At 42.2% G+C, this 24,522-nt stretch carries 24 protein-coding genes; 14 read left to right on the top strand and 10 right to left on the bottom strand.

The window, feature by feature from the left end; translation table 11 throughout:
* The first annotated feature begins 6 nt into the window (after window positions 1-6).
* Entirely contained in the window at window positions 7-534 is a 528-nt protein-coding gene (locus H6614_06560; protein ID MCB9243317.1) for a GNAT family N-acetyltransferase, read from the top strand.
* A gap of 163 nt (window positions 535-697) precedes the next feature.
* Here the strand turns inward: H6614_06560 and H6614_06555 are convergent, their stop codons facing one another.
* From H6614_06555 to H6614_06545, 3 genes are read right to left on the bottom strand one after another with little or no spacing between them, the layout of a single operon-like run.
* Window positions 698-1,183, bottom strand: a complete 486-nt coding sequence (locus H6614_06555; protein MCB9243316.1) for a hypothetical protein — start codon at window positions 1,181-1,183, stop codon at window positions 698-700.
* Between the two features lie 31 nt (window positions 1,184-1,214).
* Window positions 1,215-1,925: a hypothetical protein gene (locus tag H6614_06550; GenBank protein MCB9243315.1), complete on the bottom strand. Its 711-nt coding sequence runs from the start codon at window positions 1,923-1,925 to the stop codon at window positions 1,215-1,217.
* Between the two features lie 11 nt (window positions 1,926-1,936).
* The gene (locus tag H6614_06545) at window positions 1,937-2,494 is read right to left on the bottom strand and encodes a sigma-70 family RNA polymerase sigma factor (GenBank protein MCB9243314.1); all 558 of its coding nucleotides are present in this window, start codon (window positions 2,492-2,494) and stop codon (window positions 1,937-1,939) included.
* Window positions 2,495-2,741: 247 nt separating this feature from the next.
* Between H6614_06545 and H6614_06540 the strand changes: the two genes are divergently transcribed.
* The 7 genes from H6614_06540 to H6614_06510 all read left to right on the top strand — a co-directional run bounded on the left by H6614_06540 (window position 2,742) and on the right by H6614_06510 (window position 10,538).
* The gene (locus H6614_06540; GenBank protein MCB9243313.1) at window positions 2,742-3,782 is read left to right on the top strand and encodes a transglycosylase SLT domain-containing protein; all 1,041 of its coding nucleotides are present in this window, start codon (window positions 2,742-2,744) and stop codon (window positions 3,780-3,782) included.
* 112 nt (window positions 3,783-3,894) lie between these two features.
* Window positions 3,895-4,224, top strand: a complete 330-nt coding sequence (locus H6614_06535; GenBank protein ID MCB9243312.1) for a hypothetical protein — start codon at window positions 3,895-3,897, stop codon at window positions 4,222-4,224.
* Between the two features lie 209 nt (window positions 4,225-4,433).
* Entirely contained in the window at window positions 4,434-6,554 is a 2,121-nt protein-coding gene (locus H6614_06530; GenBank protein MCB9243311.1) for a TonB-dependent receptor, read from the top strand.
* Between the two features lie 44 nt (window positions 6,555-6,598).
* On the top strand, window positions 6,599-7,492 hold the full coding sequence (locus H6614_06525; GenBank protein ID MCB9243310.1) for an ABC transporter substrate-binding protein: 894 nt from the start codon (window positions 6,599-6,601) through the stop codon (window positions 7,490-7,492).
* A complete protein-coding gene (locus tag H6614_06520) occupies window positions 7,467-8,534 on the top strand; it encodes an iron ABC transporter permease (protein MCB9243309.1) in 1,068 nt (355 codons plus the stop codon). The genes H6614_06525 and H6614_06520 overlap by 26 nt, the downstream gene beginning before the upstream one ends.
* Complete coding sequence (locus H6614_06515; GenBank protein ID MCB9243308.1) at window positions 8,527-9,306, top strand: heme ABC transporter ATP-binding protein; 780 nt, start codon at window positions 8,527-8,529, stop codon at window positions 9,304-9,306. The genes H6614_06520 and H6614_06515 overlap by 8 nt, the downstream gene beginning before the upstream one ends.
* 20 nt (window positions 9,307-9,326) lie before the next feature.
* Window positions 9,327-10,538, top strand: coding sequence for an aminotransferase class V-fold PLP-dependent enzyme (locus H6614_06510; GenBank protein MCB9243307.1), 1,212 nt, complete (start codon window positions 9,327-9,329; stop codon window positions 10,536-10,538).
* Between the two features lie 385 nt (window positions 10,539-10,923).
* On the opposite strand, the gene H6614_06505 is transcribed toward H6614_06510, so the two are convergent.
* The gene (locus H6614_06505; protein ID MCB9243306.1) at window positions 10,924-11,607 is read right to left on the bottom strand and encodes a ComF family protein; all 684 of its coding nucleotides are present in this window, start codon (window positions 11,605-11,607) and stop codon (window positions 10,924-10,926) included.
* Between the two features lie 118 nt (window positions 11,608-11,725).
* On the opposite strand from H6614_06505, the gene H6614_06500 reads away from it, so the two are divergent.
* A complete protein-coding gene (locus tag H6614_06500) occupies window positions 11,726-12,685 on the top strand; it encodes a DUF4097 family beta strand repeat protein (protein MCB9243305.1) in 960 nt (319 codons plus the stop codon).
* Between the two features lie 51 nt (window positions 12,686-12,736).
* On the opposite strand, the gene H6614_06495 is transcribed toward H6614_06500, so the two are convergent.
* The 5 genes from H6614_06495 to H6614_06475 all read right to left on the bottom strand — a co-directional run bounded on the left by H6614_06495 (window position 12,737) and on the right by H6614_06475 (window position 18,612).
* Window positions 12,737-13,741 (bottom strand): YihY/virulence factor BrkB family protein, encoded by a 1,005-nt coding sequence (locus H6614_06495; protein MCB9243304.1) that lies wholly within the window; start codon window positions 13,739-13,741, stop codon window positions 12,737-12,739.
* 289 nt (window positions 13,742-14,030) lie between these two features.
* Entirely contained in the window at window positions 14,031-15,041 is a 1,011-nt protein-coding gene (locus H6614_06490; protein MCB9243303.1) for a cytochrome d ubiquinol oxidase subunit II, read from the bottom strand.
* Window positions 15,034-16,347: a cytochrome ubiquinol oxidase subunit I gene (locus H6614_06485; GenBank protein MCB9243302.1), complete on the bottom strand. Its 1,314-nt coding sequence runs from the start codon at window positions 16,345-16,347 to the stop codon at window positions 15,034-15,036. Before H6614_06485 ends, H6614_06490 begins: the two co-directional genes overlap by 8 nt.
* Before the next feature lie 78 nt (window positions 16,348-16,425).
* Window positions 16,426-18,060: a T9SS type A sorting domain-containing protein gene (locus H6614_06480; GenBank protein ID MCB9243301.1), complete on the bottom strand. Its 1,635-nt coding sequence runs from the start codon at window positions 18,058-18,060 to the stop codon at window positions 16,426-16,428.
* Window positions 18,061-18,168: 108 nt separating this feature from the next.
* Complete coding sequence (locus H6614_06475; protein MCB9243300.1) at window positions 18,169-18,612, bottom strand: MerR family transcriptional regulator; 444 nt, start codon at window positions 18,610-18,612, stop codon at window positions 18,169-18,171.
* 201 nt (window positions 18,613-18,813) lie between these two features.
* Here H6614_06475 and H6614_06470 point away from each other — a divergent pair, with 201 nt between their 5' ends.
* The 5 genes from H6614_06470 to H6614_06450 are packed head-to-tail and all read left to right on the top strand — an operon-like array spanning window position 18,814 to window position 23,364.
* Window positions 18,814-20,502, top strand: a complete 1,689-nt coding sequence (locus H6614_06470; GenBank protein ID MCB9243299.1) for an amidohydrolase — start codon at window positions 18,814-18,816, stop codon at window positions 20,500-20,502.
* A complete protein-coding gene (gene prmC, locus H6614_06465; protein ID MCB9243298.1) occupies window positions 20,468-21,376 on the top strand; it encodes a peptide chain release factor N(5)-glutamine methyltransferase in 909 nt (302 codons plus the stop codon). Before H6614_06470 ends, prmC begins: the two co-directional genes overlap by 35 nt.
* Complete coding sequence (locus tag H6614_06460) at window positions 21,373-21,819, top strand: D-tyrosyl-tRNA(Tyr) deacylase (GenBank protein ID MCB9243297.1); 447 nt, start codon at window positions 21,373-21,375, stop codon at window positions 21,817-21,819. Before prmC ends, H6614_06460 begins: the two co-directional genes overlap by 4 nt.
* Window position 21,820: 1 nt before the next feature.
* Complete coding sequence (locus H6614_06455) at window positions 21,821-22,708, top strand: DUF2520 domain-containing protein (protein MCB9243296.1); 888 nt, start codon at window positions 21,821-21,823, stop codon at window positions 22,706-22,708.
* 2 nt (window positions 22,709-22,710) lie between these two features.
* Window positions 22,711-23,364, top strand: a complete 654-nt coding sequence (locus tag H6614_06450) for a hypothetical protein (protein ID MCB9243295.1) — start codon at window positions 22,711-22,713, stop codon at window positions 23,362-23,364.
* Here H6614_06450 and H6614_06445 read toward each other — a convergent pair.
* The gene (locus tag H6614_06445) at window positions 23,361-24,467 is read right to left on the bottom strand and encodes a glycosyltransferase (GenBank protein MCB9243294.1); all 1,107 of its coding nucleotides are present in this window, start codon (window positions 24,465-24,467) and stop codon (window positions 23,361-23,363) included. The genes H6614_06450 and H6614_06445 overlap by 4 nt on opposite strands.
* Window positions 24,468-24,522 lie beyond the last annotated feature (55 nt).

Raw genomic sequence — 24,522 nt, 5'->3', positions numbered from 1 at the left:
CCGGGTTTGCCGGAAGGTTTTACCATTCGTCTCGCAAAAGAAGGTGACGAGGAGGGAATTGCTGTGCTCCGGCATGAGCGTGAGGGCGGTGAGTACGATGAACTTCTCGCGCAATCAAAGACGCTGGTGAGAGAAGGTCTGGACATCGAGACAACGCATGTATTTATTGCGGAGATACCGGGTCTTATTATCGGGTTTTGCATAATGCGGTATTTTATTCCCGGTGACGACGCGCCGGTAAATACTGCGCCCGGGGGATGGTACCTGCTTGGTATAAATGTTAAAAAGGAGTACAGGAGGAGGGGAGTTGGAACGGAATTAATAAGAGTGAGGCTTAAATTTATACCGGGGACATGTGATACGGCTTATTACTTCACAAACCCGAAGAATTTCACGTCGCAGGCATTTCATTCACGGTTTGGATTCGAGGAGATAAAGGAGGATATAGTTTATCCGAAAAGGAAACCGACTACGATCTATTACAGGATAGACCTGGATGAGTTGAGGAAACGAAATTTCGAGATACAGAACTAAATTTTGAGATACAGTGACAGGATTTTAAAACCAGATTCAACCCACCCCGTTCCCGACAAGTCGGGACAACCCCTCTCTACGGAGGGGATTAACCCCCCGGTCGCTGATGCGACCACCCCCCTTTGTAAAAGGGGGGAAGCATTGATTGAGTAGCAAAGAAAATCTATTTCTTTCTTTCCTTTTTGTCCCGTTTACCCTCTTTCTTAAAGTCTTTTAGCTTCTTCTTTAACTCCTTATCGAAATTCCTGTTAAAGAGGTACGCCTTGGCGATCTGGCTTGGTGTCAGGAATTCCTTAAGCTTATCATATTGTTCTTTTTTAGCATTCGCTATCTTCACGTCGAGGTCGAGGAGCTCGTTTATTTTTGCGTCTATGTCGGAAGCGTCCGGGTTTTGCTCGATGTACTGATACGTGAGACGCTTCTGCTTATTGTATTCGCCGACCTGCTCCATGGTCTCCTTCACTATTCCGAAAACCTTGTCGGCAGTGACCTCGTCGAGATTCATTTTTTCCATGAGCTTCTCTTTTTTGAGCGTGAAGAGCTTCTCGCGGAAGTTCTTTCTGTCGAGCGTATCGCGCGTCTGCGAATGCGACGTTGCTGTAGAGAGCAATACCGCCATTACAGCAAAAATGAGTATGAGATGTCTCATAATTCCCTTATTTATATATAAAATATTTTTATTATAGTTGTGCATTTTCCAGATATTTTAAAAGTTCATCCTGCTCCTGAGTGGAGAGGTCCTGTACGGCTTCTATCTCAGGGTCGTCGTTAGTAACAGGGTACGTAGCCGTTTCCGTGATCAATTCGTCGAGTTCGTCATCCGCGGTATAGGAACTGCCGCCATTGTCGCCGGCATTATACGAGCCGGAAAAAGTCGTTGCGTCGCGGTCTGTACTGCTGTGTTGTATCTCCGGCGTGTTTCCGCTGTCGGTCGAGTCACCGGTATTCGAGAACAGGTTATCGTTGTTCGTGCCGGGCTGATCATCCTGTATAATGGTGTTCTTGTCGTCGGTCATCTGTTCTTTCGACGGGTCATCGGATCCGGTGATCTGCGTATAAATAAAATAGCCGAGTATGATTATCACAACGGGTATGGCGAATTTCAGCGCGTTAATCAGCCACGCGGGCATTACGCTTTCGTGCTTCGATTCGATCGCATCGATGCGCTTGTTTATATTAGGAAGCAGGTTAGTGAAATAGAACGGTGACGGCTCATGCAATGCCGCCTCACCGAGAAATGAAAAAGTGCTTTTCATGCTCTCGTACTCGGAACGGAATTCCGGGTTGGAGTCTATTTCGTTTTTGATCTCCCTTCTCAGTTCGTCATCGGTGATACTGCCATTGATATAATCCGGCAGTTCGTGCATCAGTTTCTCTATATTCTTTTCCATATTATTTAGTATTAATTATTTTCGCTTATTGTTTTTTCTTTTTCTTTACCGTCTAATCTAACGTCATCAAAAATATTCTTACTCTTAAAAAACTCCTGTATCTTTTTTACCGCGTGAAAGTAATTCGCTTTCAATCCTCCGACGGAGGTTTCCATCACTACCGATATCTCTTCATAGCTCAACCCGTCGTAATAACGCAGGTTAAAGACCGCCCGCTGTTTATCAGGAAGACCGCTTATTGCTTCCGCGAGATATTTTTCGTTGAGCTTATCGTCGTAACTTTTACCGGGATGATTGTTATCGGGGATGCGGTACGCTTCCGTATCGATATCGACCCGCCCGGAATTCACGCGCTTGTTCTTATTAATATGATTAATGGAGAAATTCACAGCGATCCTGTAAATGTAGGTAAAGAATTGCGAATCCCCCCGGAAATCGTGCAATGAGCTGTATATTTTAATGAACACATCCTGGGTAATGTCATTTGCGTCGTCATGATCCAGCACCATTTTCCTGATCACCCAGTATATCCTTTTCTGGTATTTCTGCACCAGGAGATTATACGCCATCCTGCTGCCGTTTTTGAACTCCTCTACCAGGACGGAATCATCCGACTGTATATTTATGTTTTTCTCACCCAAGATATATCTAGCTCTGAATGTTAGACAACTTAAACCCCCCAAAGTTTAATATTTATTGAGAACCAATAGGGGAATTACTGTGTTTAATATTAAACACGGGGAAATCAAAAAAATTCGGTTTACTGTGGAATAATTACTGCATATACAGTAACTTTGTATAGTATGCAGAGCGAAATTGCTAAAGAATAGCTATAAAATAGCACAAAAAACATTAATAAAATCAGTGTTAATCCTTCGTGACAGGCTATATATTTTCCTCCCGACACTGCTGATATTCGTGGGTGTCATATACGCGGTTTTTATCGATAAGGGGTCAAATAATGCCCCGGAGGATAATATCGACAATATGCCCAGCGCTGACGAGGAGGTCATTACTGCCCCGGTCGATCCGGAACAGCTAAAGAAGGATCCGCTCAAAAATATGCTGAACGTCCAGACCTACGAGAATATCTATAAAATGGAGAAATCATTCCTGGGCTGGAGCGATATATTCGAGTCATTCGTGTTTAATGTTAATTCCAAAGAAGGAAACCTGAGCAAGCTCGACCAGATGCCGGGTATGGACGAAATGAAGTACCGCAGTCTCGGTAACGTGGACGCGCTTGTCGATGCATACGGAGTTGTGATAGTAAGGGAATGTAATTTTTATAAGCTGGACTGGCGAATAATACTAGCGCTAATAAGGCAGGAATCATATTTTAACCCGGAAGCGAAATCTCACGCGGGAGCGTTCGGGTTTATGCAGATAATGCCGGGAACGGGAGCGGGTCTGCAAAAAGAGCTTGACCTCGAAGATACACAAATGCCCGACAATAATCTTATCGCGGGAATTTATTATTACGCAAAATTGGTGGCGAGTTTCGAATTTACGGGCGAGGATAAATACAAGTTCGCACTCGCTGCATACAACGGCGGATACGGCAGGGTAGTGGACGCGATGACGATCGCATCATATTTCGATCTCGACTATAACAAGTGGGATAATGTTAAGGAAATGTATCCTTACCTAGCATCGAACCAGGATTCAGTTCACGCGCTTGTATGGCCTAACACAAAACGACCTCCCGGCGGAACTCTCAACAACTGGAGAGAGCCGTATAATTATGTCGAGTATGTTATGTACTTTTACGATAATTATAAAAAATTATACGAGAGCAATCTAAAAGAAGAGAAGAAGTCATCCAAAAAGAAGTCTCAAAAGAAGAAATCGAAATAATTTCCTCCCAACATTTCTCCGAAAAAATCATTAAAAATTTATTTGACTAAGCATTAATAGGGTTATTGCATTAGTAAAGTAATTTTAATAAAATGTTAAAATTGCTTTGCAATTGCTTGGAGACACATATCGGCGGGTAAAACAACTCCCTTTTATCAAGGATAACCCACCAGTAGCTAACCTCATACTGGTCCTGGGAATATTTGCATATATTTTAATTTTTGTCGATTTCCATACGGAGATGGCTCGTGACAAGGACGAGATATCATCTGTAATAGGTGTCCTGGAAAATACCAACCAGGTTGTCGATATATGCAGTCTTTCCCTTTTAATAGATCTCAAAGTTGTATCAGTAATATATGATCTCGATGAAAGAATCGAATCATCTGAACCGGAAATAACATATCTCGGACGGTCTCCTCCCGAACACCCATTCTCATAGTACTAAATAATTACTTACTGTTGTAAACGCATAGCGTAAACGGTGTAGTGTATACCGTGTAATGCCTGGTATCAGGGCAAACGGATAAGTGTATCCATGCCCGGGTGCAGAATTGCAGGCATACGCGAGGCGCACAGATGCGCCGGTACATCCGTACCGTACGTCGCTATACCGGTCTATGCGCATTATAAAAATTTAAACACAATAAAATGGGAAAGAATCTTTCTATTTTAGTACTACTCCTGTTTTTAAGCGGCGCAGTGTATGCGCAGGATAATGACTCACCCGACACTACGAAATATAAAACCGAGACGATAGAAGTATATGATGAATACAAAGGGATCAACTTAAAAGAAACTCCGGGTTCGATAGACATAGTAACCGAACATGATTTTGACAGGAATAACGGTATTCACCTGATGAATACTATAAACCTTATTCCGGGGATAAAGATGGAAATGAGGACAGCGACATCGGGAACAAGGATATTAATGAGAGGCTATGGAACGCAAACCAACTTTAACGGTTACGGTTACAAAGCATATCTAAACAATATCCCACTCACCGATGCAGACGGAACGACAACGCTGGACGATATAGATTTTACGACAATAGGTAAGATGGAAATCCTTAAAGGACCGTTCTCCAGTTTGTACGGAATGGGGATCGGGGGTGTGATAAATATGCAAACCGAAAAAGCACCTAATGGAACAACACTCAGGGAGGACTTCACAGGCGGTAGCTATGGTCTATACAGAAGCAATACCATGGTGGAAATGGGAACTCCGAAGACCAATCTCTTCCTGAACTATGGATGGCAGTCATACGAGAGCTTTCGTATTCACAATAAATCTCTCAAGAATTTCATGACGGCAAACGGTTATTTATATTCTGATCCTAACAGGAAGGTATCTATATATTTCAACTATACAAACTCCGATGACCAGTTAGCCGGGCAGGTCGATAGTATACAATTCATAAATGATCCCGATACTGCCGAGGTTGCCTATCTAAAAAATGATGCTCATATCCAGATCGAAAGTGAGAAGATCGGTGTCGCGCATGATTATAATTTTTCTAAAGTATTTTCGAACAGCTCGAGTGTTTTCGTTGGGGGTTTTACACTCGATCAGCCATTTGCAGTTGGTCTCAACAGGTCAAACAAGGTAAAGTTTGGTGGAAGGACAAGCTTTATCTACAAGCCAATGCTCGGAAAGATACCATCGAGGTTTATATTCGGGGCGGAGGTCTTGCGGAATATCAATTATCAAAAGTCATACGGTTACGTGAACCAGCAGATCACCGGAACGAGGTCGGATCTGGAAGTGAAGCCGATGGTTTATTTTGCATTCCTGCAGACGGAATTTAATTTTACTCCGAATACCCAGCTCGTCGCAGGTGCAAGTGTAAACTTCGTCGAGTATGACATAACAGATAACATTCCGCAATCATCGACACACAATAACACAACCGGTTATAAGTCATTCGACCCGGTACTTACTCCGAGGATCGCATTGAACCAGCTATTAAGCAAGGACGTATCGGTTTACGCCAGCTTTAGCCAGGGGTACGCGCCGCCGTCGACGAACCAGGTTGTAATTCCTGAGATCGGACAGGTAAATACGGACCTGGTACCGGAAAAAGGAACAAGTTATGAAATAGGTTCAAAGGGAAGTTTCATGAACCAGCAATTTAATTATTCGATAGCTCTGTATTACATGCAGGTAACGAATAAGCTCGTACCGGAAACATTTTCCGCGACCAGCACAACACCAATGTACACGACCACCGTCAATGCCGGCGAAGTAAAGTACCAGGGTGTGGAAGCGTCTATCTTTTATGATTGGTTCGGGAAACCGAGGTCATTCTTTTCACACATCAGACCTTACCTTACCTATACATACAATGACGCAGAAAATGTCGATTTCAAGAATAATAATAACAACGACTCAACGACAATCGACTATTCCGGGCTGAAAGTATCCGGTGTACCTCCGCATTTATTAAATGCAGGCCTCGACGTGGAAACACATTTCGGCGGATATTTTTATACTTCATACTCATACACAGCGGAATATCCGATCGTGCTCGATAACTCTCATATTGCTGAGGCATACGGACTGCTGAATATGAAACTTGGATATAAGAAACAGCTCGATAAGAACTGGATACTGAACATCTTTGCAGGTTCAGATAACATGACAAGTGAAAAATACCCGGCAATGGTATTTATTAACCTGTCAGCTCCTCCGGGACAATTACCAAAGTTCTTTAACCCCGGACCAAAGATAACATTCTATGGCGGAGCATCATTGAATTATAATTTCTAAAATAAGATACGAGGGGCGGAGAGATCTGCCCCTCAATTAAAAATATGAAAAAGTACATAGTATTAATTTTGATATCCGCAGCTCTTTATTCGTGCGGAAGATTTGGTAATAAGGATACATCCGAGAACAAAGGAGATTCGACGAGGATAGTGTGCATTTCCAAACAACTCACGGAATATATTTTTGCGCTTGGCGGGGGAGATAAGATAGTAGGCGTGGATATTTCCTCTGTATATCCCCGCGAAGTTAAGAACCTTCCGACTGTTGGTTATCACAGGGCGCTGGGTCTTGAGGGAATAGTTTCACTAAACCCGACCGCGGTATATGATAACGGCGGTATTGGTCCGGATGCAATAAAGGAACAGCTTAAGACTGTAGGAATACCGCTTATCGAATACCAGCGTACACCGACCATAGAAGATGCAAAACAGCTTTTGTTGACACTGGGAAAGGAATTTGGGAACGAGGAAAAAGCAAAGGAGCTGAACGCGAAACTGGACGCCGATCTGAAAAGGGTGGAAGAGCAGAGAAAACAGTATACCGATACGCCAAAGGTAATGATAATACATTTTGGGCAGGCAATGAACCAGTATTTTGTAATAGGCACGAGAGGAAATGCCAATTCGATGATACAGATGGCAGGCGGTGTTAACGCGGCAGACACGACGGGATTTAAAATGCTGAGCCCGGAAGTAATTGTTAAGAACCAGCCGGATGTGATACTGGCGACGGAGTTCGGATTCGACAGGACGGGCGGTCTCGAAAATTTCGTGAAGCTTCCCGGCGTTGCACTTACTCCCGCAGCAAAAAACGGAAGGATATTCAGGATAGAGGAGCACGACCTGATATATTTCGGACCGAGAACGGGAGAGAATATTTTGAAGATAATGGAATTAATTCATCAAAAAGGTAATGAAAATACTACGTCAGGCAAATAATTCGGTTATATATACGGGACTGGCAGTATTGATGATCTTGCTGATATTATTATCGGCAATGGTGGGGGCAGTGTACATACCCGCCGAAAAAGTAATAGAGTTTACAAAGAATTTTATCACCGGCAATGTTGGGTCCAGTGATAATACTATCTACGAAAACCTGTTCCTGTTTGTGAGAATGCCGAGGGTATTTATGTGTATAATAGTTGGAGCTGTGTTATCGGTTGCTGGTACAGTAATGCAGTCAATATTCCGCAATCCTATCGTGGAGCCAGGCATAATCGGCACGTCAGCCGGAGCTGCACTTGGGGCAGCTTTCATCTTTGTCTTTGGACAAATGGTATTCTTCTCCAAGATGGACTTCCTGGGCAGTTTTCTCCTCCCGGCTACTGCATTTGCCGGCGGAATGATCGCAACTATGTTGGTTTACAGATTTTCGAATACATTTGGTAAGGTTAATGTGACATCGATGATACTTGCCGGTATGGCGGTCAATGCCATGGCGGCAGGCGGAACAGGTTTTCTTTCTTATATGGCACGTGATCCACAGGCACGTTCGATAACATTCTGGAATTTGGGTACATTCTCGGCATCGGATTGGTCATCAGTCACGCTGGTATTTTGGGTGGCGCTGGCATGTATCATATATAATTTAAGACACACGAAAGATCTCAATGCTATGCAATTGGGTGATGAAGAAGCGGCATATCTCGGCGTAAACGTGGAGAGGACAAAGCTTAAATTAATAATCGTTACAACGCTAATGGTATCGGTGGCGACCTCTATGGTGGGCGTGATAAGTTTTGTGGGACTGATAGTCCCTCATATGCTGAGATTAATAAAAGGATCGGATAACAGGTATCTCGTTATAGGTTCTGTATTTCTAGGCGGGGACGTTATGCTTTCCGCGGATATAATATCAAGGGTTATAATTGCACCGGCGGAGATGCCGATAGGAATAATAACGGCATTTGTAGGAGCGCCATTATTCCTCTGGCTGCTGAACAGAATGAAGAAACAAAACGCGGGTCTGTATGCTTAAAGCGAAAAATATATCATATAAGATCGGCAGTAAGTATCTCGTGAAAGACGCGGATGTATCGGTTAATTACGGGGAGTTTATTGTGATAATGGGGCGTAATGGAGCGGGTAAGTCGACGTTATTAAAACTTTTATCGGGGAATTTAAAACCGTCGGAAGGGAATATCGAATTAAACGGGAAAGACCTGCGGGAAATAAAGGAGAGGGATATTGCGCGGGTGAGGTCGGTCCTGTCACAGCATTATGAGATAACTTTCCCGATCACAGTGGAGGATATAATAATGATGGGCAGGTATCCGCATTTCAAAAGCACGCCCAGGATACGGGATTATGAAGTGGTGAATGAATCTATGGACCTGATAAAGATAAAGGAGCTAAAGGAGAGATATTACAATACTCTTTCAGGAGGAGAAGCACAAAAGGTTCAGATGGCGAGGGTGCTTTCGCAGATATGGGATGAGGAAAAGGAAGGAAGAATCCTGCTTCTCGACGAACCGGTATCGAGCCTCGATCTGCTTTATCAGCATGAGCTATTACGCATAGCGAAGTCGTTCATCGATGAAAAGACTTTTGTGATCGCTGTGCTCCATGATATAAATCTGGCTTTGAACTATGCCGACAGAATGGTATTTATGAAAGATGCCGGGATAGTATATGAGTTCGACGTAAACGAACCTTTAGAGAAGGAGGTTATAATGAACGTATTCGACGTGAAAGCTGACATAATAACAAACCCGGTGAACGGGAAACCGCTTGTTATTGTAAATGAATAATACTTTTGCTAAAATGATGCATGTTAGAATACAACACAGTAGACGTAAAAGAAATTTTTGACACCCTCACAGATGTAAAAGACGCGCGAAAGCTTTACCCGGTAACGGATACATGCGTTTACCTGGACGCGGCACATTACGCGGCATATTCGCTGGAGACCGCGCGGAGGCTGAAAGATTACATCGATAACTTCACCCATACTAACGATAACCTCACGAAGTTTAATCTAAAAATGGGAACACGGCTGTGCGAGAAATGCGCAAAGCTTATCAATGCTGACCCATCCGACATTATCATTACGGGAAATACAACTCACGGGCTGAATATTTTTGCCAATGGTATAGACCTAAAGGAAGGGGATACTGTTGCTTATGCTGACTGTGAATTCCCGGCAGTAGTCTATCCGTGGCTCAACCAGGAGAAATTACGGGGCATAAAAACAGTGATGATAAAGTCGTCTCCGGGAGGTATGATAGACGATGGTGAAATTGAAAGAGTGATACGCGATAATAATGTCAAGGTGCTGACGATAAGTCACGTGGAATTTCTCGGATACAGGAATAACCTGCATGCGATAAAAAACATATGTGACAGATACGGGTGTTACCTTGTGGTCGATGCGATACAGGGAACGGGAGTAGTGCTGCTGGATGTAAAGGACCCGGCGATAGATTATTATGCTACGGGGTCGCAGAAATGGATGATGGCTCCGGCGGGCATCGGATTCGCATACATAAAGCGGGAAATGCGTGAGCATGTAAGACCGACATACGCGAGCACACTTGGCGTAGATTATGATTTCGATAATTTTCTGGATTACAGGTTAAAGTTCAATGAGAACGGCACGGCATATATGAACTCTACTCCGAATACATTGGGTATGATTGGGATGGAATCATCCATAGACCTGTTCCTGAAGCTTGGTGTAGAGAATATATTCAAGCATATAATTCATTTGCAAGATGTCTTGATAAATGAATTAGAAGGCAGTGATTTTTATGTGGTTTCTTCAATGGAGGAGGATCACAGGTCGAATATATTATTGCTATCACATAAAGACCCTTCGCAAAACCAGGCGGTACGTATCGCGATGGAGGAGAAGAATATATTTATAGCTGTGAGGGAAGGATTCATCAGGATCTCGGCGCATCTTTATAATAATGAGGAGGACGTGCTGACGCTCGCGCGAGAAATGAAGAAATTTTCAGTGTCGTCACAAAATATGTATTAGGAATAAGTATTATTTCACTTATCTACCATCATGAGAAAATTTTTTCAGCGTGAGATATCAATAAAAGCTGTATGGTGGAGTTTCCTGGTTTGTCAATTATTTATATATAGTCATTTTATTTTTAACTTTTCCGGAAGTGTCATAGACTTTCTTTTTGCATTTGTTCTTGGAATTTCCTGGGGCTCAGTAATCGTGTTTATTGAAACGATCTTGGGTAAAAAAAACAACCCTTCAATTAAGATAGGTTATTTTATTCAGTATTCACTTATATGTATATTTTTTATTTTTCTCTTTTACCTGTATATTGTATTTATTTTAGCTATTTCTGTATTAGTATTTGCTTTCTTCCTGATATATGTATGGTATAAATTATTTCAAAAGAAGCCTAATCCCTTGCCATAGCCAGACAAACACCTAATATGTGTCCGGCTCCGTTTTCTTTTAGTATCTTTATCACCTCGTTTATTGTCGAGCCGGTAGTAATAATGTCATCCAATACGATAATATTCTTTCCATTTAACTTTTCTTTATAACCTTCATTAATCTCAAATGCGCCTTTTACATTCTCTATACGCTCGGCACGGGTGAGATGCGTTTGTGTTTTTGTATAGCGTATGCGGGTAAGGGCGTCTCTTAGCACAGGAATGCCGGTTCTTTCACCGATACCATCGGCTATGTAATCGGATTGGTTGTAATGGCGTTCACGTATGCGGACCTTATGCAATGGAACAGGGATTATATAATCGTAAGTCATGCCGAGTTTCATTTCCTGACCGACGAGCGATCCCATGAACTTACCGAAGTATCTCATCCCGGAGTATTTAATATGGTGGACGATCTTTTCCATTTGGCTGTCCGGGTAGAGAGTATAGATAGCGAATACCTCATCGGCATTCACTTTATTCTTCAGATCTGTAAAATCGGATGGATTGATCCTATCGAGTGACGTGAGTATGTCATCCAGGATGTATTTGTTGGAGTTGTTTTGCGGGAGGCGCTTATCGGAAATTACGCACACGGGCGGAAAAATAAAATGCACGGCATCGCGAAGTAATTGTTTAACTATCATATAATACTGTATGTTATGAGTCTAATATAAAAATTTCAAAGTAATTATTACATGATAAACCTTATTAATCTGCGGGACATCATATAGGAAAAGATTTCAATCAATAAAGGAGTTAAATATGAACATTTTAAACAATTTTCAAATATTTCTAGTGTTTATGGTCTTCTTTGGGATGGTCTCCATAGCGGCAGGCTGTTCGTCCTCAAATTACGTGAATGAAAGCACTAAATACACAGCCGGTGACAATGACGATAAACTGCTGAACGATTTTACAATATCTACATCGCCCGGACAGACGTTAAGGGTTTATTCCGATGCCGGGTCGGTAAAGATAAAAGTTGGTTCCAGCGATAATACTGTGAAAGTTAAAGTTTACGGGGACGATGCAACCAATAGCAGGGTGGATTATAAAGCAGAACAGACAACCGAAGGCGTCGAAGTAACAGCAAGGTTTAAAGATGAATATAAGAAAGATGACAATTGGACTTTCAGGCTGAGATTTGAGATAGAAGTACCATCATCATATAACATTAAGGTAAAAACAGGGGGCGGTTCGGTATCGGTCGGTAATACTAATGGCGATGTAAATGTAAGTACGGGCGGGGGTTCGATCTCGGTAAGCAACACGATAGGTGATCTGAAAATAAATACCGGCGGGGGTTCTGTAAAGATAAGTAATAACTCAGGAAACCTCGATATTAATACAGGCGGAGGCGTGGTGAAATTAGAAGGTTTTAACGGTAACGTAGAAGTTAACACCGGCGGAGGAAGCGTAAGCATGGATGGATCGAACGGCTCGGTAAAAGTTTCAACCGGTGGAGGAAGTATCTCACTGGATTATACGGGTTCTAACTACGGAATAGATCTGAATACAGGCGCGGGTTCGATATCGCTTAGTATTCCGAGCAATTTTTCCGCAGACCTGAACTTATCTACAAACGTCGGAAGTATATCGACGGACTTTGGAAAGGCTGAGAAGAACGGAATGGGGTCATACATGAAAACATCGATCAATGGCGGAGGCGAGAGGATAGAGTGTCATACGTCGGCAGGAAGCATAAAGGTGTCCAGCAATTAGACGATGGTAAAATTAAGGTAAATGGCTAATTAGCCGAAACCCCGGAATGATTCATTTCGGGGTTTTTTGTTCTACTTTATCCATGGCGTCATTGATGAGACTGGTGACCTTTTCGACTTTAAGGGCATACTTATTTGTCCGGAGCGGTGTAATGGCGTATTTATTCCTGTAAACCTGGGTAAACTCCGCGCCGAAGAAAAATATAAATGAAGAATAGTAAATCCAGATCATAAATATAACAAGCGAACCTGCCGCGCCGAAAAGGGATTTGTAAGAGCTTTCAGCCAAATACACGCCTATAAGATACTTACCGAGAGCAAGTAGAAGCGCAGTTATCAGCGCGCCGAGCCATACAAATCTCCATCGTACTATAACGTCGGGAAGGAATTTATATATCACTGCAATAAGGACTGTCGTCATAATGTAGTTCAGGAATATATTAATGTACTGCCAGCCGGGTACGAAATCGCTTAATTTTCCATCCATTACATTATTTATTGTGGAGAGAGCGGTAGAGCTGATAATGGTAACGAAAAGAAGAAGCATTATGATGAGTACCATAACGAATGATTTAGCTCGGTTGCGGAGGAAGCCCAGTATTCCGGCAGGAACGGGTTCGACACCCCATATCATGTTAAGGGATTCCTTTAATTCGACAAAAATACCTGCCGACGCGAAAATAATGATACCACCACCCACTATTGTAGCTATTATTCCCGAAGATGGAGTGGAAACATTTTGCAGTAGTGACTGAACGACTTCAGCATTCTCTTTTCCGATAGTATCCTGTATCTGGGCGACGATCTGCCCGGAAGCGGCATCCTGCCCAAAAATAAAGCCCAGCACTGCGACGATGATAATTAACAGCGGAGAGAGAGAAAATATCATGTAAAATGACAGCGCGGCGGACATTTTTACGGCTTTATCGTCGGCAAATTCATATATAGTCTGCACTAACAAGCCATAGATCTCTTTTACTCTGTGGAGAAAGCTTCGCGGAAGGCTAAAAATGAGCCTTTTAAAGAAGCGGAGTATTTTTTTGAAGATATTTGACAAATTGCTTTAAACTTTGTCCGCTAATTTATTATTTCTAAAGTAGATATGCTATGCCTAATCAAGTATGGTAATTGTTGTACGGCAATAATGGGGGAGTTTAGGTATGATATTACAGTCAGTTATGAAGTGCTTTTTGTGGAATTAATTCTATAGGGATGTTGTTATAATTTGCAGGAGAGATACGATAACGCTAGAAGGAAATTGGTTGCTTTTTCGTTCTTTTTAAACTCCCTTTTGATTTAGGAGCAGCCTTTATAAGTATCTCTCCTATTTTTTTGTCCAAACCGAATTATTTTCCCGTCCTATTCAGTTTAAATACCCTCAATAGATAAAACAGAAACGGAAGTATAAACAGAGAGCCGAATAAAAGCGCGAGCGCGAGTATTGTCAACGTCGATTGCGGGGCAGTATTTTCGGTGAGCGTAATATATGAAGTATTGTTGACGTTGAGCACAATAGGGAAATTGACCGCGTACCAAGCCAGCATGATCATTAGTATCTGGAAGCCTGCGGTGAGGCGGGCTATCAAGCCTTTACCATTTTTTAGAGCAATCCAGAGTACCGGGAGTGAAAGCGTCGCAAGAGCGATGCACTCGAGCGCAAACGTGGAATTAAGGAACATTTCGAGCAGATGGAAGCTGTTATTCCTGCCCGTTAAGAAAACCGTTCCGCCTGTAATAACCGTAAGGAGATTAAGCACTTTTCCTATTTTAATAAATACTTTCCTGGATTCATCGTCATCGGATTCGCCAATAAGATATACCGCGGCGAGAAAAGCAAAGATACAGCAAGTGAATATTCCGATACTGATGCAGAAAGGATTAAACCAGGGTGAAACGAATTGTTTTACGAACGAAGTACCATCAGGATCGATCCTGCCATATACCATAGCACCCATCGTTACGCCGAGGAAAAATGATGTCCAGAGGCTGGATAGTTTGAAAAGCAGTTCGTAGTATTTTTGCGAATTGTCTTTTATAGCGTCATAATGGCGGAATGTAAAGGCGGTTCCGCGGATGACAATTCCCACAAGCAATGCTGTCACAGGGAGATGCAGGTACGTGAGCATCGTCGAGTAAACAGCCGGGAAACCTACAAATAGAATAACTACGACAATAATTAGCCACATGTGGTTAGCTTCCCACACAGGAGCAATAGCCCGGTCTATGATGAGCTTTTGCGGTTCTTTTATACGGCGCGCGAATACGAGTTCGATAATGCCTCCGCCGAAGTCAGCGCCTCCAAACAGCACATAAAGCAAAAGGGATAATCCCAGGAATATTATTACCACCTCAAGCATCTGCGGAATATTTAATGTGTAATGCTTTTATTTGTCTGTACATAAGCCACGCTACAATAAATGATAGTATAAGGTATAAAACAGTATAGAGTATAAGAGTGTAAGTAAGCCCGGGCATAGAAGTCAGCGAGTCTTTTGTTTTCATAATGCCGTAAATGATCCACGGCTGTCTGCCGACCTCGGTGACGAACCAGCCTGCTTCAACCGCAATAAACCCGAGCGGTGTGCAGAGAAAGAGCAATTTAAGATACCACTTATTAAACATCTGGTTCTTCTTACGGAATAAGAAGTATAGATACAGAACCCCAATTAACGCTAGAATAGAGCCAATCCCGACCATTATCTGGAATGAGATATGCACAATAGGTACGGGAGGCCACTCGTCTTCCGGGAAAGCGTCCAGACCTTTTACTTCGGCGTTAAAATCTTCAAATGCGAGGAAGCTCAAACCGCCGGGTATCTCAATACCGAAGTTCATCTTTTTCTCTTTCATGTCGGGGATACCGCCGATAGTAAGAGGCGCGTGTGTCGTAGTCTTGAACAATCCCTCCATTGCAGCGAGCTTTAGCGGTTGATTGCGAGCGACGAATTTAGCTGAAAGATCTCCGCTAATTGGCTGCAGTAATGCAAAGACAGCGGCAAACATCATAGCGATCTTTAAAGCGCGTTTGTGAAGTTCATGACCGGGGTTTCTAATTAGCAAGAAAGCGTGAATACCGGCTACTGCAAATGCAGTTGCAACAAAAGCGGCGAGTATCATATGATGCGCCTGAGAGAGCCACGCGGGATTGAACATAGCGGCAACGGGATCGACATTAATTGCTTTACCGTCAACCCAGTCGAACCCGGTAGGGCTATTCATCCATGAGTTAGCGGAAACTACAAATATGCCTGATGCGACACCGCTGACACCGATTATCAAACCAAAAACCCAGTGCGCCCACTTGTTGACACGATTCCAGCCATAGAGATAAAGCCCTAACGCGATAGCTTCGAGAAAGAACGCCGTTCCTTCGAGAGAGAAGGGCATTCCGATAATAGGACCGGCGTGATCCATGAATTTAGGCCAGAGAAGACCGAGCTCAAATGAAAGGACAGTTCCCGATACTGCGCCAGTCGCAAAGAAGATAGCAACGCCTTTGGACCATGCTTTAGTAAGGTCGAGATATACTTTATCACCGGTGCGGTTATATTTCCATTCGGCGACAGCCATAAGGAAGGGCATAGACATACCAATACATGCGAAAATGATGTGAAATCCAAGTGAGACCGCCATTTGGAGGCGCGCAGCGAGAAGGTCTTCCATTCAATCTATTTAAATAAAAAACCGATGTTGTAAAATACCAACACCGGTTTATAAAAGAAGTGTAAAAAGTCGTAAGAATTATTTAAGAAGAATCATTTTTTTCATGTCGGAAAACCCCGGAGTGGTAAATCTATAAAAGTAAACACCGCTGGAGTATTTAGAAGCGTCCCATTTTACTTCATATGTTCCCGGGGTGAGTTGTTTTTGTAATATGTTTTCCACTTTTCTGCCCATAATATCATAAATGGTTATATCAGCACTAGTAGAGTGTTGAATACCGAACCTTATCTTTGTGGACGGGTTAAAAGGATTAGGATAATTTTGCGATAAGGAATAGTTATCCGGGACAGAGTACGAAACAATATTTACATTGTCAATAATTCCGCCATACAAAAAGGTGTAATAGTCGTAGTTTCCTGCAATTTCCCTGGTACCTGTAATAGTAGCATCGGTTTTAATAGATTTAATAGATCTCGGCACATCTTCGCCATTATTAAGGCTATTTACGGTATTACTCCAGTGTGTCCAGCCGGCAGTATTGTACAATACCGTAACAAAATTATAATTAGAACTTCCTTTGCTGGTGCCGGTAACGTAAACGCAATTAATCTCATTGATATGGATTGCAGTAACACTATCGTTATCATTAAAAGTACTGTTCAAAACATTTGTCCAGTCACGGGTTCCGTTTGGGAAGTACTTTATCGTGGTATATTCCTGTTTATTAGTTGTACCGCCATATGTTGTTCCCGCAACGATAATATTGCCATTATGATCAACTTCAATCTGAGAAGCATAGTCATTACCGTCACCGGAACCATTATGCTTATCGAGCCATATTACCTGTCCAGCTGAATCATATTTGATAGTAACGAAATCGAATCCTCCCGTTGTATCGCTGTAACCCGTCACATAAATATCTCCAGTAGGTTGACTTACGCCGAGTCCCACAGCGTAATCATTTCCATTAAAGCCTCCGTTATATGATTTTGCCCAGCGGAAGTTACCACTCGAATCATACTTAACAGTTCCATAATCAATATTGCCGCCATTATCGAACCTGCCAGTGAAATATGGAGTAGCTGTAGAATCCAGCTTAACCTCCAGTGCTTCATCAAATCCGTTATTAAAAGCGTTGTGGTGACGAGCCCATATGAGATTACCAGCCGAGTCATATTTGAGCGCGGTAAAATCATGCCCGGTTCCAGCAATTTCGTCGCTATATCCTGCAATGAAAATATTACTTGCCCTGTCAATAATTAGTGAGAATGCTTCATCATCTCCTGCTCCATTCCTGTTATAATATCTCGTCCAAATTACCGCACCATTCGACTCTTTGTATTTGATCAGGATGATGTCTTTCCCGGTAGTTGTGTCTTCACTATAACCTACCGCATAAATAAAATTAGTATCCGGTGATAGCGCCAGGTCATATACCGCATCGTCACCGCCCCTGTCGGTTGTTGTGCCCCAATTAAAACTTCCGGAATACCGATATTGTATAGTTCTAATATCAAGGTTGGATCCATTAAAAGTATAACCCGACACCGTAGATGCAATTTTAGAGCTATTACTCGACATCACAAGCGATGTAGAAACATCCGTTCCGTTTCCCGTACCGTTGTAAGATTGATGCCAGCTTACAAATTGTGAATATGAATTAGAGCTAAGAATGAAGATAAAGAATATTAAAGGAAGGTAGATTTTTCTCATTTTAATCTCCAGTTATTATTTAAAATTAACAAATCGTTCCCTTAGATGGTATTATCTAAGGGTAAATTAACTTTAAAAAAATAAAAACGGGAGCCTTACGAAAACTTATTATAATCCATTAAGCAGGTCTGAAAGGAGCGATTTGATCTCCTGCAGATCCTTTTTGAGCAGTTTATTTTCCTTTTTAAGGGATTCTTCGTTTTCTCCTTCTTCGGGATTGAATAGAGAAAGTTCACTTTTGTAGTTTTCCGGCTTAGAAGAAGCAAGGGACTTCTTTTCGGAGTCGGATTCCTGCTCTTTTGCAGTATAGTTCTTGAGTAGTTTTTTCGCGCCTTCGATAGTGTATTTTTCTTCACGAAGGAGCTTTTTGATATAGAGAATGAGCTTTATGTCCTTATTTGTATATATCCTGTTCCCGGCGAGATTTTTAGCCGGTTTCAGTTGTTCAAATTCAGTTTCCCAGTACCTGAGAACGTATTGCTCCAGTTCGGTGATCTTGCTCACCTCGCTGATGGAGTAATACAGTTTTTTCATTGAGAAGGACTTTTTCATAATTCTCTATATTTTTTCAAAATTATCTAATTAATTCCTATAATTCAATACTAATCTCTTAATTTTATTCTTTAATTAATTATCATAACATTATTAAAAAAATGCAAATTAGAGCAATTAGCGGAATCAATTTATTCCATTTTAATTGAAGGGTTAATTTAGTATTTTTGACAATCATTTACTAAAATAAACAATTACTTAATGAGCTTTAGAAAGGTAATTCCTGCGATATTATTGATTATAGGTATATTTTGGCTAACGGGGTGCTCAACTAACCCGGATGTAGTGTACACAAACGGCAAAATATACACAATGGATGATAAAAACAGCGTGGTTGAGGCTGTAGCGATAAAGGATGGGAAAATACTGGATGTGGGGACTACATCGGAAATATCGGAAAAATATAAAGGAAGCGAGACCGTAGACCTTGGCGGGAAGATAGTTTTGCCGGGATTGATAGATACCGATGGGAATTTGTTTATTTATTCGAGAAATCTGGATCTGGTAAATTTAGCGGGCGCTACGAGTGTCGAGCAGATTAAGAAGCTTTTGAAGGATAAAATAGCAACCAGCAGTGGCGAGGAATGGATAGGTGGTTACGGATTTAACCCGGAATTATTCCCTGAAGAGGATCTCGAGCTGATAACAAAGGAAACATTAGACGAAGTATCCACAGATAAGAATATATACCTTATCGATAATTTGAACATAGCATTATGGGGTAACTCGAAATTATTCCAAACCGCGGGGATAACGCCTGAGACACAATCTCCCGAGAATGGCGAGATATTAGTAGATGAAGAGAGCGGTCAGTTGATAGGGATTCTTGCGGGTTCAGCTATGGACCTGGTAAGGAAAATCATACCGGAATTAACAATAGACAGACAAAAGAAACTGCTTTCGGATGCGGGCAATGAATTACTCAGCTGGGGTATAACAGAAGTTCAGGATAGGTATCTCACAAGTGACGGAATAGAAACGATTCGAGGATTGATAGACGAGGGTAAATTCCCGGTTGGGGTTTACGCGGTATTAACAGGCGGTGATGAAGGATTCGAGAAGTATTTAGAAAAGGGAATAGAAGTAAACTATAAAGATAAGCTGACGATAAGGTCTGTTTCCATGGATTATGACGGGGCATTCGAACTGCAGGATGCGGCTATGATAGACGAGTATAAGAACGATCCAAAAAGAAAAACTCCATATGATTCCGATACACAAATAGAGAGTGTATTTAAGAGAGGATTAGAGAAAGGATTTCAGCTAAGGGTGAAGGCAGTGGGCGACCTGGGAGTTGAGAAGAGTCTCGATGCAATAGAGCGGGTAGTGCGAGACGTGAAGCCGGAGGATCACAGGACGGTATTGGAGCAGAGTGAGTTCGTGAGAGAGAAAGATCTGACAAGGATAAAAGATCTCAAGGTTATTCCTTCGATAAGGCCGGAAGTTTGTATATCGGACGCGCAGATACTGCCGTTTTTGATAAATGAGAGCAATGAGAAGAACCTGGGCCTGTGGAATTCATTGATACAGTCTGCCGGAAAGATAACGGCAGGATCGGACTTTCCGTTCCACATACTGAATCCGTTCGTGCAGATGTATTATCTTACGACGAGGTCGGTGATAGGAAGCGACAGTGTGAAGATACCAAATCAAAATCAAAAGATATCACTGCAGGATGCGATAAGGGCTTACACAGTATGGGCGGCGTATTCGGCGTTTGAAGAAAAGTTCAGAGGTTCTATAGAGAAAGATAAGTACGCAGATATGATTGTAATATCAAATGATATATTTGCCGACAGTAAGAACCTGCTGGAAACGAAGGTGCTTAAAACAATTGTAAATGGAGTGGTGGTTTATGGAGGCGACAAAAAACCGTCAGCATTTAAATAAGGCAGGAATATTCACGGTCAGCGATGCAGTAGATTACGGGGTTGAATTGCTGGAAAAGGGAGGCGTAGACGAAGCCAGGGCGAATGTCGAGATATTTCTTTCCGATATGCTGGATTGCAAGAGGACTGAGTTAAGGAGAATCGGTGACAAAGTGATGCAGGGAAGTGAACTCGACAGGTATAATAATTTCCTCGAAAGAAGGCTGATTGGCGAACCGTTGCAGTATATAATGGGGAGCGTGAATTTTTACGGGTATGACATTAAGGTGAACCCGTCTGTACTGATACCGCGACCGGAAACGGAGCTATTGGTGGAGAAAGTGCTGGAGGATATAAGACAGTCAGGAAAGAATGATGTGAACATTGTGGAAGCAGGAACGGGTTCAGGATGTATAGCTGGGGCTTTAGGCAAAGAGTTACAAAAAATGGAAATAAACTATCACATAACCGCATACGACATATCACAAGAGGCAGTTGATACTGCATTAGAGAACCTGGTATATAATCACTTAATAGATGGGAGAATAGAGATAAAGACCGGCAATGTATTGGATTCAGTGATAGTAAATAATGAAACTGATTATCTGGTGTCGAATCCGCCGTATGTCTCACAGGATGAGTACAGTGAATTATCCAAAGAGATACTCGAACATGAGCCGGAATGCGCGCTTACGGATAACGGCGATGGGATGACTTTTTACAGGAAATTCATAGAACAGTCAAAGGAAATGAAAAACGGGTCGAAGATATTTTGCGAGATAGGATTCGGACAGAAGGATGAACTGGAAAGACTATTGAAAGAAGAAGGAATAAGAGAGTATAGTTTTTATAAAGATCTTAACGGGATAGAAAGGATCATGGAGGTGACGGTTTGATAGCGGTGATACAGAGGGTATCGGAAGCGAGCGTAGAGATAGATGGAAAGGAATACAGTTCGATAGGACAAGGGTACCTTGTTTTGCTCGGGATAAAGAAGGGGGATGGTGAAGCAAACGCATCGCCACTTGCAAAAAAGATAATTGACCTGAGGATATTCCAGGATGATGCGGGGAAGATGAACCTTGGACTGCGTGACGTGGACGGTGAGGTGCTGGTTATATCGCAATTCACTCTGTGTACGGATGACAGTAAGAGCGGTAACAGACCGAGCTTTACAATGGCAGAGGAGCCGGGAAGGGCGAATGAATTGTACGAGTTTATCGTTAAAGAAATGAAAGAGTACTATCAGGCGGAGAAGATAAAGACAGGTGTATTTGCGGCAGAGATGAAAGTGTCGCTTGTAAACGAAGGTCCTGTAACGATAATTTTAGATAAATAGTGTGAAGAAAAAAAAGATCTGCATATTAGGAGTAGGAAAGACGGGTTCAGCGCTGGCGATAGAGCTGGCTGATGCCGGGTATAAGGTGAAATACCTGGTAGGCAGAGACGAGAAGATACTCGGAAAAGTGTCAAAGAAGATCAAAGGCAGTAAGATATCATTTACATTGTCGCAGGAGATACTGGATAAGTCTTCAATCGTATTTATAACGGTGAGGGACGCGCAGTTGAAAGAAGCGGTGGATGAGATCAAAGCAACAGGCGCGGATGTAGAAGGTAAGATGTTCATTCATACAAGCGGGTCGGTTCCGTCACGCGCGCTGAGCGGTTTAAAGAGAAAGGGCGCATTGACAGGGTCATTTCATCCGATACAGACATTCAGCGGAGTTAGTTTTAAGAATCAGAGGTTATTAAAAGGGATATATTTCGGAATAGAAGGAGATGAGGAAGTAAAGAAATTTCTTAACAAGGCCGCAAAGAAGCTGGGATCTGGGGTGCTGGAAATCGTGTCAGCGAAGAAACCACTGTATCATTTAGCCAGCGTAATAGCGTCGAACTTCCTTGTAACGAATATTGCGGTATTGTCTGATGTACTGAGTAAAGCCGGGATAAATGACGTCGACGCGTATAGTGTGTATAAGGGCATAATAAAGCAGACGCTCAAGAACATAAATAGAAACGGCACGGCAGGGTCGCTAACGGGTCCGGTCGAGAGGAATGACATGGAAACAATATCCGCGCATGTGGAGTATTTAAAGAAGCACCTGCCCGAAATGGAAGCGTTTTACAAAGAGGCAAGCAAATTGACCTCGAAAGTAGCTAAAGAAAAAGGTAGTTTATCCGATAAGCAATACGAAGATATAAACCGTTTTTTAAGCAAAAAAAGATGAAAATGAAGAGCCTTCCGGTATTACTTGCGCTATTATTTGCAGTGAATGTGTATTCACAAGAGCTTACCCGTCCCGCTAACATGAGAGGACAAGGAACAGAACTACCGGAATTAAAATACTCTCCTAATTTAAAGCCCGAACAGAAGATAGACGCGGGCGGTATTTTTATCTCACCATTCTTAGGGTTCGAATTTCCACTACAGGAATTTTCCAATAACTCAAAGGGCGCATTTGATTACGGATTGAGGCTGGAATTTGCTCACAGCAAGATATATCCCTTTGTTATCGCGGGATTATTCCAGTATGAGTCCCACGAAGGAACGGATGAGATAAAGACGGCTAATTTCCTGAGTACATTTAAGACGAGCATAACTTCATTTGGCGGATCGGTAGATATTATCCTGAATAAATTCCTTAAATCAGACTTCACGATACCTTTTGTTACATTACATGTAAAGATGATGAAGGTGGAGCGTGAGATCTCACCGGCCGAATTTAATCCAGGATTTGCTCTTAGTGAAAATGTTGTAGGTTTCGGAGGCGGTGTAGGGTTTACTTTATTCATTTTCGATATATATACGACATATAACAGCGCCGGAGATTATTCTACTTTTGGAATAAATACCAGATTCCACTTCCCTGTAATAAAATTCTAGAACTTCCTGCCTTTCCAGATTATTTTCTTTCCTGTTAAAAACAAGACGGGCGTAAAGAGTGAGTATATTGTAAAGTATATCCTGAAGAACGGGTAATATATGAGAAGGTTTTTGAGTTTGAATCTCCTTATGACGGGAACGATAGAGATGAGTTCAGAGAGGAAAATAACAAGCACCATCCATAAATAATCCTGCAAATCAAGAAAAAGATATCCGGCAATAAAAAGAATGTTTATTGCCGCGTACTCGAATGCGAATATAAATCCGAGCCAGTTGACGCGTGTAGCGCCCTTTAGCCAGCGTTTCTTTTGGCGGGCAAGTGTGAGGAAGTCGCGACACGGTTCGGTCTTCATAAGGCACTTAGGGTCAACGGGATATTTTATATTATAATCCTTGTGGTTGCGGTCTACTTCACGCAGGAGAGCCAGGTCTTCAGTGATAGAGAAAGGTATACTCGCAAAACCGCCAACTTTATCGTAAATATCTTTACGGAATGACATGTTATTCCCAATGCACGCGATAGGGGAATTAATTCCTGCGCTTCCAGCGGCAAGTGAATGGAGGTATACCCAATCGAGCGATTGTACTTTATTGAATATGGACCCGCTGTAATCGATGTTTGTAAAGCCGCCGATGATAGCGGTCTTTTCATCGTAATATGATACTGTTTCGAGTAACCATTCGGGAGGCGCTTCACAGTCGGCATCGGTTGTGAAGAGTATTTCACCGCTTGCTTTCCTTATTGCCGTATCTATAGCATTAGGTTTGCCGAGCAGGTTGCCTGTTTCGTCGGGTTCCGAGTCAATTACCTTAAAATAATCCAGCCCCTTTGTTTCTTCAAGCATTATCTCTTTTGTGCGATCATCGGATTTATCATTTACGAGAAATATTTCGAGAAGGCTTTTATCATATTCAAGCTTTTTTAGGAAAGAGATACAGCGGGCGATTATTTTTTCTTCATTTCTAGCGGCAACGATCAGAGTAACTTTTGGAAGGGGTTTATCACGGTCTTGCTTAAGGCGCATAGATCTAAGCAATCCAAAATATAGAAGGAGGTGAACCAGTAAATAGGCAACAACGGTGATGATGAAGAAAAGCGTCATATATACAAAGTTAAAATAAAAAAGGTGAATTATCTATTACATAAGACAATTCACC

It is taken from the genome of Ignavibacteriales bacterium (genome assembly GCA_020635255.1).
GTDB lineage: Bacteria > Bacteroidota > Ignavibacteria > Tepidaquicellales > Tepidaquicellaceae > JAEYVS01.
Note: the sequence above shows the minus strand (reverse complement) of the source record. Positions and strands in the feature narration are given on the sequence as shown.

Coding starts and splice junctions, on each gene's coding strand:
- H6614_06555 (MCB9243316.1), bottom strand. CDS start 1,183: ATGAGACATCTCATACTCATTTTTGCTGTAATGGCGGTATTGCTCTCT.
- H6614_06550 (MCB9243315.1), bottom strand. CDS start 1,925: ATGGAAAAGAATATAGAGAAACTGATGCACGAACTGCCGGATTATATC.
- H6614_06545 (MCB9243314.1), bottom strand. CDS start 2,494: ATGGCGTATAATCTCCTGGTGCAGAAATACCAGAAAAGGATATACTGG.
- H6614_06530 (MCB9243311.1), top strand. CDS start 4,434: ATGGGAAAGAATCTTTCTATTTTAGTACTACTCCTGTTTTTAAGCGGC.
- H6614_06525 (MCB9243310.1), top strand. CDS start 6,599: ATGAAAAAGTACATAGTATTAATTTTGATATCCGCAGCTCTTTATTCG.
- H6614_06520 (MCB9243309.1), top strand. CDS start 7,467: ATGAAAATACTACGTCAGGCAAATAATTCGGTTATATATACGGGACTG.
- H6614_06515 (MCB9243308.1), top strand. CDS start 8,527: ATGCTTAAAGCGAAAAATATATCATATAAGATCGGCAGTAAGTATCTC.
- H6614_06510 (MCB9243307.1), top strand. CDS start 9,327: ATGTTAGAATACAACACAGTAGACGTAAAAGAAATTTTTGACACCCTC.
- H6614_06505 (MCB9243306.1), bottom strand. CDS start 11,607: ATGATAGTTAAACAATTACTTCGCGATGCCGTGCATTTTATTTTTCCG.
- H6614_06500 (MCB9243305.1), top strand. CDS start 11,726: ATGAACATTTTAAACAATTTTCAAATATTTCTAGTGTTTATGGTCTTC.
- H6614_06490 (MCB9243303.1), bottom strand. CDS start 15,041: ATGCTTGAGGTGGTAATAATATTCCTGGGATTATCCCTTTTGCTTTAT.
- H6614_06485 (MCB9243302.1), bottom strand. CDS start 16,347: ATGGAAGACCTTCTCGCTGCGCGCCTCCAAATGGCGGTCTCACTTGGA.
- H6614_06480 (MCB9243301.1), bottom strand. CDS start 18,060: ATGAGAAAAATCTACCTTCCTTTAATATTCTTTATCTTCATTCTTAGC.
- H6614_06475 (MCB9243300.1), bottom strand. CDS start 18,612: ATGAAAAAGTCCTTCTCAATGAAAAAACTGTATTACTCCATCAGCGAG.
- H6614_06470 (MCB9243299.1), top strand. CDS start 18,814: ATGAGCTTTAGAAAGGTAATTCCTGCGATATTATTGATTATAGGTATA.
- prmC (MCB9243298.1), top strand. CDS start 20,468: ATGGAGGCGACAAAAAACCGTCAGCATTTAAATAAGGCAGGAATATTC.
- H6614_06450 (MCB9243295.1), top strand. CDS start 22,711: ATGAAGAGCCTTCCGGTATTACTTGCGCTATTATTTGCAGTGAATGTG.
- H6614_06445 (MCB9243294.1), bottom strand. CDS start 24,467: ATGACGCTTTTCTTCATCATCACCGTTGTTGCCTATTTACTGGTTCAC.